Below are 11,768 nucleotides of genomic sequence, written 5' to 3'. Positions count from 1 at the left end.
CCCCAAATCATTCATACCTCTCTCAACTAGATGTAACTTACAAAACCCCTGACCTCATGAGCCACTTTCTTCCTCCTCATGAGGCCAGTTTTACTTTCTGCTGTTCCAGTATCATTTTTCCTCGCTAGATTTCCTCAAAAGGGCATACTCCTCCCTTGGTGCGTCACACGATTTTTTCATCTCGACTGTTCTTTAATGTATCATTAACGACGCTTTTCTTCTAGGTGGTTCATAAGGAACAGGAAGATTCAGGTTGACTTTTCTAATCCTAGAATAAAGTGCTGAAAACAATTCGGAATAGGCATATAGACTAGACAATTTGAGGAGCTGCTTGCGTCCTGTTCGAACACATTTTCCTACCACGTGAAGAAAAAGATGGCGGAAGCGTTTGATTGTTAAAGTTTGGAAGTCACCTCCAGCTAGATGTTTGAGAAAAAGATAGAGATTGTAGGCGATACAACTCATCATCATACGAACTTCGTTTTTGATTAAGGCTGAACTATCCGTTTTATCACCAAAAAATCCCTCCTTCATCTCCTTGATGAAATTCTCGGCTTGACCACGTCCACGATAAAGCTGAAACTGGTCTTGGCTTGTTCCACTCGTCATATTTGTAACGAGAGAAATAACATCGTAGAACAAGTTTCCTTCTTTTCGTTCAGAGAACTGGCAGACACGACGCTTGTGCGACCAAGATCCTGCTTGATAGAGAGTTTCTGAGTAGGCGGAGTGGGGCAAGATGGTTAAGTCCTCATCCTGTGGGCAAGGGAGGGAAAGGTCTCCAAGACGGCTCAGAACAGTATTTTTCTTGAGTTTTATGAGGTAGTATTGCCCTGTTTTTTCAATTAAATCGTATAATTTTGGGGTCGCAAAGCTACTATCCATTCGAAAGAGAAGTTGATTAAACCGTTCGAAAACAGGTGTGATAAAGCTGTCTGCCTCTTCAGAACAATAACGATTACCAGGACGAAGCTGGGCATTGGAACAATAACCTGTCTTCCCCTCGAAAGCATAAAGAGGATGATAGCCATGAGCACGATAGTGGGCGTTATAAGCAACACCTTCTTGCTTGCCATAAGTTGTGAAATGGGTAGAATCGATATCTACAATGAGTTGGTTTAGCTGGTGAAACTGTAAAAAGAATTCGACCAATTCAAGGTTGAGGCATCGCAAACTATGGACTGTTTCCTCGTCAGTTCTGGAAAGAAAACGGGATAAGGTTGGCTGTGAAGCAAGCTGCCCTCCTTCCAACAATTTTGGAAAGTAGGCATCAGCTGACAATTCTTTACAAGCATAGTCCGTTCCATAGCCTGTTAACAGTTGAAAGAGGAACTGGACAAGGATATCTGAATCCGAATAACGACAGTAGCGGCGTTGGTCATTCGTTACTAAATACTTAGAAATCCGCTCTTTTAGTTTCAACTGGGAAAAAGTTCCTGAAAAAAGATAAGACCACCATACTGGGTTAAATGACCTCCATCGAAAGATAGTTGGTAAAAAGACTTGTTTTGGAAGTGATGATTTGGTAAACTGTTCATGTGAGTTTCCTTTCTTTTTGTGTTTTTTTCTACACTTATACCATAAAGGGGAAACTCTTTTTTGTCTAGTAAAAAACACCCATTGGGTGAAAAAAGAAACCATCCAGGATCTAAGCTAAGGCAAGGATTCTGGATGGTTTTTAGATTAGGGGTGAATAATTGGGGTTAACGGTTATTTATACATATCTATTTTTTCAAATCTTCAGTCATATGTTCACCTGTGACCTAGGCTTTACGAGTGCCTTGCTCTACCAACTGAGATAAATCGGCGATTACACTTACAGTATAGCACTCTGAGAATAGATGTCAAGGAATTTTCATCTCTATTAGAAAAAGCCTGTCCTAAGACAAGGCTTTGAGTTTCTTCATCTTAGGATCCAGCACTTTCATAAGAATCCAAGCCCCTGTCCCATAGTTTCAAGGAAATACCAAAAAAGACAAGGGAAATCAAAATCAAACCTCCGATGTTAAAGAGTACATCCTTGTCCTGCAAGAAATAGCTAGCAGGATAGTAGGCTGTAAAGGCGAAAGGCACGATAAAGCTAATCAACCAACGAAGAAGAGAATTGTAAATAGAAATCGGATACTTAGCAAAGTCATTGAACATATAGAAGATGTAAATCATGGCGCCTGACTGCTTAGTCCAAAAGGCGATACTGGCTGTTGCGATTTTAAGAGAAGTATAAATCAAGGTCGCAAAAGGAATACAAACTAGGAAAAGCAGGAATTTTGGAAGAGTCCAAACAATGCTGGTCACTGTTGTTCCCAATAAAATACCACCGACTAAGAGTTCACCCAAGGCATCAATCTGAAAGGTTTCAACTAGGATGTGAAAGAGAGGATTGATGGGACGAGTCAGATACTTGTCAAACTCCCCTTTTCGGACTAGGCGTTGCCCTAGTGCCCAGAGATTGTCAAAAAAGAGATGGTCCATTCCCTTGGGAATCAAGGAAAATCCATAAATGAAAGCTATCTCTTGAAAGGTCCAGCCTTCTAGGAATGGAATATGTTGAAAGATGACATTGAGAAACAAGAGATTCAAGCCTTGAGCCAGAAAGACTCCCAAAACACCAACAACAAAATCCACCTTATATTCCATGATTTGTTTGATGTATTGTCTGATAAAAATCAGATGCATGCGTTGATATTTTTTCATACTAACCTCCTTGAATGGTGATACAGGACTGGACCCGTTTCCAAATCAACTGAGACAATCCCACCATCACTAAGAGCCAGAAGAACTGCAAAAGGAGTGCCTGAAGAATCTGACTGGCATCGTATTTTCCAACAATGATCATAACTGGAGTATAAATCAAGGATGAAAAAGGCAAAAAGGAGAGAATATCTGAAACAACCTTTGGAAAGAATGCCAAGGGAATCAAACTCCCCGACATAAAAGCCACTATGGAAGTCTTAAGTAGGTTGGAACCCCAAAGATTTTTAAACACAAAGGCTGAAAATCCAAAGCAAATATTAAAGAAAAAGTTAATCAGATAGGCGAGCGTTAAGCTAAAAAGATAAATGACAGTTAATCCTAGCACCTCTACAATACCTTGACCCGATATGATTTTCATCAAGACAATGACACTTAAAAATGGAAGGCCAACGCTGATAAAAATCAACCACTTGGAACCAAGCTCGGTGAAAAGATAGGAGGCCGCAAAATGCACTGGTCGCAACAAACGCATGATAATGGAGCCATCCTTGACCTCCTCCCCAATCATAAAGGACGAATCGGATCTAGTCAGAAGATTGGTCACAAAACTCATGATGATGTAGAGGGTGATATCCGCCATACTAAAGCCCTGAATCAAAGACTCTTGCGAAGAATCAAAGACAGCCTTCCAGAGATAAAAGGCCACAAAAGCCCCCATGACATCGCCAATCCGATAGAGAATAAAGTTGACTCGGTAAGTAATCAACTCCTGAACCCCTGCATTGATAAAGGGTTTATAACGTCTCCACAATTTGATCATCCTAGAGCTCCTTTCGGTAGAAGCGACGGATAATATCCTCAATATCCGTATCCACCATCTTCAAATCTCGGATTTCAAAATCAGACAGGGTTTGCTTGATAATGTCAGCTGACTGGTAACGAGAACTATCAAATTCAATGTTGAGGCTGTTTCCTTGTCTATCAATGGTCATATCAGACAGACCTTCATAGTGAGAGACGAGATGACTTTGACCTGGTAGCAGTTCAAAAGAGAGAGTCTTCATCTTACCAAAGGTCTCCTTGAGTTGGCTCACCGTTCCATCAAAAATCTCTTTCCCCTTGTCAATCATGAAAATCCGATCACAAAGTTGCTCAATATCACTCAAATCGTGAGTGGTCAAAAGAATGGTAGTTTCTTCCTCTTGATTGATCTGAGTAATTGCCCGACGAATATTATCCTTAACCGAAACGTCCAAACCAATGGTCGGCTCATCTAAAAAAAGAACCTTGGGATTGTGGAGCAAGGAGGCCGCAATATCCGCCCGCATCCGTTGTCCCAGTGAAAGAGTCCGCACGGGATCCTTGATAAAGTCCTTCAAATCCAAGACTTCATTCAAAAAGTCCATACGCTTATGAAAGAGCGAGTCTGGCACATCATAAATCTCTTTTAAGACAGTGTAGGTCTCTTGCAGAGCCAAATCCCACCATAGCTGGGTGCGTTGTCCAAAGACTACGCCAATATCTTTGACATAATCTTGCCGATTGTCCTGGGGAATCTTGCCGTTAATCCGACAAAAACCAGATGTTGGTTTCAAAATTCCTGTCAGCATTTTAATGGTTGTCGACTTCCCAGCACCATTTGCCCCGATAAATCCTAAAATCTGCCCTTTTGGAACTTCAAAGGTCAAATCCTTGACCGCTTCAAAGGTCTGCTTTTCAGGATGAATAAAGGAGCGCAAAGCCCCCTTCAAGCCCGGTTCCTTAACAGTCTTCACAAAATTTTTCTGAAGATGTTCCACTTCTATCATTGCCATATCTATCTCCCTATCATAAGGAATAGCAACATTGTGTTTTTAACTACAAATATTCTAAATCCTTACTTTCTACACCTTCTACATTTTATTACTACAGAAGGCTTTATACCAACCTATTATAGTCCAATAAAAAACAGAATGCAAGCGTTTGCCTATGGATTGTGAAATTAGGATTTCTCTCATAAAATAATACTTTTAATCAAAAATTCAGTTGAATAGTTTAAATTACCAACCTACTCATCTTCTCACCAGAGGGCGGTATTAACTTTGATCATAAAATCGGATACTCCCTCTATCCAGAAAATATGCTCAGAATGATTGTCTCTAAACAATACCTGCTCTTTTACCTCATTCATGAAAAAGAAGTCCATACCCTGAGAATTATCAACTCACGCACCGACTACCTAAACCAACTCGACCACCTCTTTCGTACATGTAGGAAACTATTTTCCTCACAAATAATCTCATTATAAAATCCAATAAATTTTTTTAGCTCACTTGAATATTTTCTTTGTATCGTTTTATCAGCTTCAATCTGATTTAGACTTGTTACCTTGGAACGACTTGAAATAACCTTTGTAAAATAACACTTAAGACTTTCATCATCTCGTATAAATTTTTCAATAGTGATATAAAAAGCTTTCATATTCTGTTTGTAATCAGATATTAATTGATTAATTTTATCATTCTGATGAAGATTCGATACCATAATATATAGCGGATTGAAATAAGATGAGAACAAATTGATTGGAAAAGTAAAATTAATTTCTATAAATGTTTTAGCAATTGTTTCATACTATTTTAGATTCAGTCTACTATACATAAACTAACCTCCTCATTATTAGCAAGGCTTCTACTGATTATAACCTAATTCTTAGACTACTTCAAGACTAACTGTCCAATAATAATCTACAGATAAATCATCCACTCTTAATCAAATTTTATTCAATCCATCTACTCATTCCCAAAAGGTTGCTGTATAATGCAAGACATTTTTCTTACTGCTTTTACTTTTCCTTACCCTCAATTTAGTGAGCTAATAAATTATTCTTCTTCAAAAGGTTGAGATTTATCTAGTAACTCTAAAACATTAATGGTAGGTAGCAACATTGCTTCACTGCTATCAATTGCCGAAACTATTGAAACAATAGAACGTAAATAAGGACAAAGAATAGCAGTACCATTTACGTATAGAATATCGGTGATATTTTCATCTATATTTATTTCAAAATATCCTATTACAGTTACAGATATTTTTTCATGGCATCTTTGTCAACTAAAGAAACACTAAGTTTTACGGCTCCATGACTATAATCATCTGTATGACCAACCTTAACTATGGGATATAATATATCGAAGGTAAATGTGAACAAACTGATTAGGAAATTTAAACCAACTTCTAACAATGTGTTATACTCAATGAAAACCAAAGAGCAAACTAGGAAACTAGCCNNACGAAGTCAGTAACCATACGCACGGCAAGGCGACGTTGACGTGGTTTGAAGAGATTTTCGAAGAGTATTAGAAAGCTCGATGGACTATTCCAGATTCATTCCACTAGATTTTGAAATCAAAAAAAGTTGAGACATAGCGTCTTCAACTTTTTTACATTACTTTAACTACTGATTAAAGTGAGTTTACGTCAACTTTGATACCAACACCTTGAGTAGTTGTGATAGTCAAGTTTGTTACGTAAGTTCCTTTAGCTGTAGCTGGTTTTGCTTTTTGGATTGTTTCGTTGAAAGCTTTAAAGTTTTCAACCAATTTTTCAGCTTCAAATGATACTTTACCGATGATTGCTTGAACGTTACCTGCACGGTCAGCACGGTAAGTGATTTTACCACCTTTAGACTCTTCAACTGCTTTAGCAACATCCATTGTTACAGTACCAGTTTTAGGGTTTGGCATCAAGTTACGTGGTCCAAGGACACGTCCAAGACGTCCAACAAGAGCCATCATATCAGGTGTAGCGATAACTACGTCGAAGTCCAACCAACCGTCGTTGATTTTAGCAACAAGGTCATCTTCACCAACAAAGTCTGCACCAGCAGCTTTTGCTTCTTCAGCTTTTGCACCGCGTGCGAAAACAAGAACGCGTGAAGTTTTACCAGTACCGTTTGGCAATACCATTGCTCCACGGATTTGTTGGTCAGCTTTTTTAACGTCGATGTTCAAGTTGTAAGCAACTTCTACAGTTGCGTCAAATTTTGCAAAGTTAGTTTCTTTTGCAAGTGCTACAGCTTCTTCTACGCTGTATGCTTTTGTGCTGTCGATTTTCTCAAGAGCAGCACGAAGTTGTTTGCTTTTTTTAGCCATTTTCTATTCTCCTTGTAAGTGGTTCAATCGATTTTCATCTCCCACGTCACTCCTCGAAATGATGAAGTCTTGCGGGTTTTCAGTCTATTACTTTCCTTTTCCTACGGCCTTAAGTTCCCTTGCTGTACCCAAGTACAAGTATCAGTCACTTGCCTAGTATGAAAAGCAACTAATAGACTGCTGTGAGATTTTCTACTGTGTTATTGATTAGTCAACAACAGTGAATCCCATAGAACGAGCAGTACCTTCGATCATACGCATTGCAGACTCTACGTTTGCTGCGTTCAAATCTGGCATCTTAGTTTCTGCAATTTCTTGTACTTGTGCACGAGTAACTGTAGCAACTTTAGTTTTATTAGGTGTACTTGATCCTTTTTCAACACCTGCAGCTTTTTTCAAAAGAACAGCAGCTGGTGGTGTTTTCGTAACGAAAGTAAATGATTTATCTTCGTAAACTGAGATAACAACTGGAATAATCATCCCAGCTTGGTCAGCTGTACGAGCGTTGAACTCTTTTGTGAATCCCATGATGTTGATACCAGCTTGACCAAGAGCAGGTCCAACCGGTGGAGCTGGTGTAGCTTTACCAGCAGGGATTTGCAATTTTACAAGTTTTTCGACTTTTTTAGCCATTTTTAAATCCTCCTTTGTGGTTTTGGCGGTAATTAGAGATTTTTACCTCCCACAAGTATGCTTTTCACATACCCATCTATTATACACTATTTATCTGGAATTGCAAGAGAAAAGTTTATTTTTTAATCGACGTAATCTCCGCCTTCAAAGCCGTAATACTCTTCCAAACTGAGACCACTTGCAGCAATTTCTTTTGCTTCTTTTCCGACATAACGCAGGTGCCATTCTTCAGCCATATAGCCTGTTTCCTTTTCCTTACCTTTGAGATAACGGACAACAAAGCCATAATCAGCTGCATGATCCAAAAGCCATTGGGCTGCTTTTTCTTCTGTTACCAAATCACCATCAGTCCCAATCACATCAAAGGCCAAGCCTGTCTGGTGTTCGCTATAGCCAGGACGGGCAGAGTAACGGTCAGCTGCTGCCTTCCCATCTTGGTTGACATAATCTTGATAGAGCTTGGTCTGAGTTTCATAACTTCTAAAACCACTATAATGGTCGCTAATCGGGAAACCTGCCTCTTGCATAGCCTTGATGAGTTTGACCAACTCTGCCTTGGCTGTTGGATTTTCCCCTGGATTGTAGTCTTTCGACAATGGATAGTGTTTATTTGCTACGATGATTTCATCGTATTTCCCTTGGATGCTGTAGTAGTCTCCTTTATTGACCACTTCTGCTTTTTTCTGGGCAGTTCCTTGAGAATTACTACCGACTGTTCCATCAGCTTTAGCTGTTTGCTCTGTTTTAGCTGCTTCATCTTCATTTTTTGTTTTTTCTTGTGAACAAGCTGCCAATGTCAAGGCTAGCAAGGCTGTCAAGACAAGGTATCTTTTTTTCATTTTTACTCCTTTATTTCTAATAGTTTATCTAGTTCTGACGATAAACGTTTGACTAATTTTTCAATCTCATCAGGTTTTGCTTGGCAGGTTTCTGCTGTCATTTCTTCAAAGGGAACCCACCAGACTGGACCACGTCCCTTGAGGCCGTGACCATTCATATCACCTGTTCGTCTAGGGAAAATGTGCCAATGAAGGTGGGCATCGCCATTGCCTAGAAGCTCGATATTCATTTTCTCAGCAGTAAAGGCCTTGGCAACTGCCTCTTGGACTAAACTCATTTCCTCTAGAAAACGGAGCCTCGTTTCCTTTTCTAAATGATGCAATTCGGTGACATGTTCCTTGGCTAGAAAAAGACTATAGCCTTCAAAATACTGGTGGTCTCCAATAACAAGATAGCCTGTTTCCAACTCTTTGACAAAATAGGGATTTTCCCCAGCTTTAATGAGCTCAATTCTCTGACAAATAAGACACATATCAATCTACCAAGTTGCTTTTTAGATAAGCATCAACCATACGCTCTGTTGCAACCACCGAGTCAATATGAGTGCGCTCATAAGAATGACTAGACTCGATACCAGCACCGAGAAGGGCGTGTTTGACTTCTGCCCCTGCAGACATAGCTGCTGAAGCATCCGAACCATAAAATGGATAGATATCCAGCTTAAATGGAATATCTTGCTCTTTAGCCAAAGCAACCAAGTGTTGACGGAAGTCATAGTGATAAGGACCTGAAGCATCCTTGACACAGATGGATACTGTATATTCGTCTGTCTGCTGGTCATCTCCCATAGCTCCCATGTCCACAGCCAGATATTCTACTACCTGAGCAGGAATGTTAGAATTAGCACCGTGTCCCACTTCTTCAAAGACTGAAAAAGCAAAATGGGTTGTTACGGGCAATTCAATCTTCTCTTCCTTATAGATACGAAGCAGGTTAAGCAAAATCGCTGCGCTGACCTTGTCGTCCAAATGACGAGACTTGATAAAACCTGTCTCTGTCACGACAGTTCGTGGGTCAAAACTGATAAAATCACCGACCTCAATCCCCAAGGCACGAGTTTCTTTTTCATTTGTTACTTTGGCGTCCAAACGCACTTCCATATTGTCCTGCGTGCGTTCTGCAGTTCCTGCATCCTTATAGACATGGCAAGAAGTTTGGTGGATGAGGATGGTACCTGATAGCTTTTGACCTGTGCTAGCCACATGAACGGTACAGTTTTCTCCTTCAATCATGTTCCAAGGAAAACCACCGATACGGTCCATTTTGAGACGACCGTCTGGTTTGACAGCACGGACAATGGCACCCAGCGTATCTACATGGGCAGTCACATAGCGGTGTTGTTCATCTTTTTGACCTTTAATGGTCACATTGACACCGCCCTTAGCTGTGCGAACCGGCTGGTAACCAAAACCTTCTAAAGTCTTGACTAAATAGTCCGAAATCTCACGAGTGAAGCCTGTTGGCGATGCAATAGCTGTTAGTTCTTTGATATATTCTACTGTTTGATTCATTTCTTCACCTCTTTTGCTACCTATTATAACACATTTATCATCGGATAAAAAAAGAAAACCACTCCTGTAGACTTGACTACAAAAGTGATTTTAGTAATTATTCCATTTCAAAAACATCGCTTTCTTGCTTGTTTGGTAGAACCAATGAGAGCAAGATTCCGACAATGGCTGGAACCAACCATGGGAGTGAGGCCTTGGCAAAAGGAAGAACGCTAACAAGATTTGCAAAAAATTCAACCTTAAAGGAGCTTCCTAGTACGCTTGCAATGCCAATAGCTGTAACAACAGCAATTGTCAACTGCATACCTGGTTTTGAAAGAGCCACGAATTTGTTGACAATGACAATCATAACGATGGCAATGGTGATTGGGTACAAGATAACCAATACTGGAATGGAGTACTTGATAATCGCATCAAGACCCAAATTGGCAATGGCAAAGCCAATCAAGGTAAAGGCTGTCGCATAAACCTTGTAGCTGATTTGTGGGAAGCGTTCATTAAAGAACTCAGCTGTTGACACAATCAGACCAACTGTTGTTGTGAAGCAGGTTACAGTAACCATAGCTGCGAGGAAGAGTTGAGCTGTTGAACCAAATATTTCTTGAGTGGCTTGTGACAAGATGTAAACACCTGGTGTTCCACCCTTCATAGCCTCAGCTGGTACTGGGAAATGATTTCCAAGGAATCCTAAACCAATGTAAAGAGCACTAAAGGCAAGGGCTACAACGATACCAACCACCCAAATAGTCGAAATGTATTCTTTCTTACTTGAAAATCCAAGTTGTTTCAAGGTTTGAACTGCGATTACGCTAAAGGCAACTGAGGCGAGGGCGTCCAAGGTGTTATAACCTTCTAGGAAACCTGTCCCAAAGGCAGAAGCTTGATAAGCAGCTGAAGCAGCTTGAGGACTTGTTCCACCGTATTTGAAAGCTCCCAGAACAACCAAGATAACAATCAAAATCGCAAAGACTGGCGTTAAAATACGTCCAATGCGGTCCAAGATTTTTGATGGATTAAGCGAAATCAAATAGGCTGCTGCAAAGTAAAGAACCGTAAAGACAATCAAACCAAGACCTTTATTTGCATCCGACAAAAGGGGGCTAATCCCTACTTCGTAAGCTGTTGTAGCTGTACGTGGGATAGCAAAAAATGGACCAATTGACAAGTAAAGAACTGAGAGGTAAAGAGTCGCAAACCAAGGCGCTATCTTTGTTGAAATCTCGTAAATATATCCTTTAGGATTTAGCGTTCCAATAATAAGGGTCAAAACGGCGATACCTACGCCTGAAAAAACAAAACCTGCGATGGCAGGAAGAAAATGTTCTCCAGATAGAGCACCTAGAGAAGGCGGAAAAATCAAGTTCCCCGCACCAAAAAATATTCCAAACAGGAGCAAACCTGTTAGGGCACCTTTTTTAGCCATGAAAATCTCCTTCATATTTATAAAATACTGACCTAGTATATCATGAATAGGAGTATGAAAAAAGCTTCACGAAGTAAATATTGAATGTTTTCAAGATTCTTAAAAATGAGAATTGTCTAAAAATAAAATTCTCCTACCCAGTCCACACCAAGCAGGAGAAAATTCTTACGTTTAGAGTTCTTCAAAGGCCGTCATGCCACCTTGTACATTGATAACCTCATAACTTTGTTCAGCTAGAAATTGGCAAGCACGCGCCGATCTCATTCCAGATTTGCAAATAACATAATGTAACTGGTTCTTATCCAACTGATCATAGGTATCAGCCAATTGACTAAGTGGTAGGTTGTGGGCACCTTCTAAATGAAGAGTTTCAAATTCGTCCACTTCTCTCACGTCCACTAGAGAAAGTTGGTCGTTTTGATAAAGCTGGTAAAATGCGTCAAAGGTTATTTCTTTCATTCTTTTTCTCCTAATGCTCTTCGAAAATCTCTTCAAACCACGTCAGCGTCGCCTTACCATAGGTATGGTTACTGACTT

At 40.0% G+C, this 11,768-nt stretch carries 12 protein-coding genes and 1 pseudogene; all 13 read right to left on the bottom strand.

The window, feature by feature from the left end; genetic code table 11:
• Window positions 1-192 precede the first annotated feature (192 nt).
• A pseudogene (locus HT669_RS06420) lies at window positions 193-1,538 on the bottom strand (IS1380-like element ISSpn5 family transposase).
• Between the two features lie 370 nt (window positions 1,539-1,908).
• Window positions 1,909-2,694, bottom strand: a complete 786-nt coding sequence (locus HT669_RS06415) for an ABC transporter permease (RefSeq protein ID WP_023938982.1) — start codon at window positions 2,692-2,694, stop codon at window positions 1,909-1,911.
• A gap of 1 nt (window position 2,695) precedes the next feature.
• Entirely contained in the window at window positions 2,696-3,514 is an 819-nt protein-coding gene (locus tag HT669_RS06410) for an ABC-2 family transporter protein (protein WP_055356854.1), read from the bottom strand.
• Between the two features lies 1 nt (window position 3,515).
• Window positions 3,516-4,508 (bottom strand): ATP-binding cassette domain-containing protein, encoded by a 993-nt coding sequence (locus tag HT669_RS06405; RefSeq protein ID WP_055356853.1) that lies wholly within the window; start codon window positions 4,506-4,508, stop codon window positions 3,516-3,518.
• Window positions 4,509-4,908: 400 nt separating this feature from the next.
• The gene (locus tag HT669_RS11535; protein ID WP_000643408.1) at window positions 4,909-5,154 is read right to left on the bottom strand and encodes a hypothetical protein; all 246 of its coding nucleotides are present in this window, start codon (window positions 5,152-5,154) and stop codon (window positions 4,909-4,911) included.
• A 398-nt stretch (window positions 5,155-5,552) separates the two neighbouring features.
• Window positions 5,553-5,762, bottom strand: a complete 210-nt coding sequence (locus tag HT669_RS11530; RefSeq protein WP_223200444.1) for a hypothetical protein — start codon at window positions 5,760-5,762, stop codon at window positions 5,553-5,555.
• Window positions 5,763-6,134: 372 nt separating this feature from the next.
• Window positions 6,135-6,824 carry a 50S ribosomal protein L1 gene (rplA, locus tag HT669_RS06395; protein WP_001085675.1) on the bottom strand — a complete coding sequence of 230 codons (690 nt, stop codon included), beginning with the start codon at window positions 6,822-6,824 and terminating at the stop codon, window positions 6,135-6,137.
• Between the two features lie 207 nt (window positions 6,825-7,031).
• Entirely contained in the window at window positions 7,032-7,457 is a 426-nt protein-coding gene (gene rplK / locus HT669_RS06390; RefSeq protein WP_001085812.1) for a 50S ribosomal protein L11, read from the bottom strand.
• Window positions 7,458-7,579: 122 nt separating this feature from the next.
• Window positions 7,580-8,296 carry an LD-carboxypeptidase LdcB/DacB gene (gene ldcB / locus HT669_RS06385; RefSeq protein WP_172933660.1) on the bottom strand — a complete coding sequence of 239 codons (717 nt, stop codon included), beginning with the start codon at window positions 8,294-8,296 and terminating at the stop codon, window positions 7,580-7,582.
• A gap of 2 nt (window positions 8,297-8,298) precedes the next feature.
• Window positions 8,299-8,769 (bottom strand): HIT family protein, encoded by a 471-nt coding sequence (locus tag HT669_RS06380; RefSeq protein WP_050223150.1) that lies wholly within the window; start codon window positions 8,767-8,769, stop codon window positions 8,299-8,301.
• Window position 8,770: 1 nt separating this feature from the next.
• Window positions 8,771-9,808 (bottom strand): M42 family metallopeptidase, encoded by a 1,038-nt coding sequence (locus tag HT669_RS06375; protein ID WP_023938993.1) that lies wholly within the window; start codon window positions 9,806-9,808, stop codon window positions 8,771-8,773.
• 97 nt (window positions 9,809-9,905) lie between these two features.
• A complete protein-coding gene (gene brnQ / locus HT669_RS06370) occupies window positions 9,906-11,231 on the bottom strand; it encodes a branched-chain amino acid transport system II carrier protein (protein WP_031222542.1) in 1,326 nt (441 codons plus the stop codon).
• A 171-nt stretch (window positions 11,232-11,402) separates the two neighbouring features.
• The gene (locus HT669_RS06365) at window positions 11,403-11,690 is read right to left on the bottom strand and encodes a rhodanese-like domain-containing protein (RefSeq protein WP_000659161.1); all 288 of its coding nucleotides are present in this window, start codon (window positions 11,688-11,690) and stop codon (window positions 11,403-11,405) included.
• Window positions 11,691-11,768: the final 78 nt, after the last annotated feature.

The sequence above is a fragment of the Streptococcus sp. 2100 genome, assembly GCF_013276335.1.
Taxonomy (GTDB): domain Bacteria; phylum Bacillota; class Bacilli; order Lactobacillales; family Streptococcaceae; genus Streptococcus; species Streptococcus pseudopneumoniae.
Note: the sequence above shows the minus strand (reverse complement) of the source record. Positions and strands in the feature narration are given on the sequence as shown.

Bases quoted from the DNA above. Each gene is read 5' to 3' on its own strand.
- HT669_RS06415 (WP_023938982.1), bottom strand. From the start codon at position 2,694: ATGAAAAAATATCAACGCATGCATCTGATTTTTATCAGACAATACATC.
- HT669_RS06375 (WP_023938993.1), bottom strand. From the start codon at position 9,808: ATGAATCAAACAGTAGAATATATCAAAGAACTAACAGCTATTGCATCG.
- HT669_RS06365 (WP_000659161.1), bottom strand. From the start codon at position 11,690: ATGAAAGAAATAACCTTTGACGCATTTTACCAGCTTTATCAAAACGAC.
- rplK (WP_001085812.1), bottom strand. From the start codon at position 7,457: ATGGCTAAAAAAGTCGAAAAACTTGTAAAATTGCAAATCCCTGCTGGT.
- ldcB (WP_172933660.1), bottom strand. From the start codon at position 8,296: ATGAAAAAAAGATACCTTGTCTTGACAGCCTTGCTAGCCTTGACATTG.
- brnQ (WP_031222542.1), bottom strand. From the start codon at position 11,231: ATGGCTAAAAAAGGTGCCCTAACAGGTTTGCTCCTGTTTGGAATATTT.
- HT669_RS11535 (WP_000643408.1), bottom strand. From the start codon at position 5,154: ATGAAAGCTTTTTATATCACTATTGAAAAATTTATACGAGATGATGAA.
- rplA (WP_001085675.1), bottom strand. From the start codon at position 6,824: ATGGCTAAAAAAAGCAAACAACTTCGTGCTGCTCTTGAGAAAATCGAC.
- HT669_RS06380 (WP_050223150.1), bottom strand. From the start codon at position 8,769: ATGTGTCTTATTTGTCAGAGAATTGAGCTCATTAAAGCTGGGGAAAAT.
- HT669_RS06405 (WP_055356853.1), bottom strand. From the start codon at position 4,508: ATGGCAATGATAGAAGTGGAACATCTTCAGAAAAATTTTGTGAAGACT.
- HT669_RS06410 (WP_055356854.1), bottom strand. From the start codon at position 3,514: ATGATCAAATTGTGGAGACGTTATAAACCCTTTATCAATGCAGGGGTT.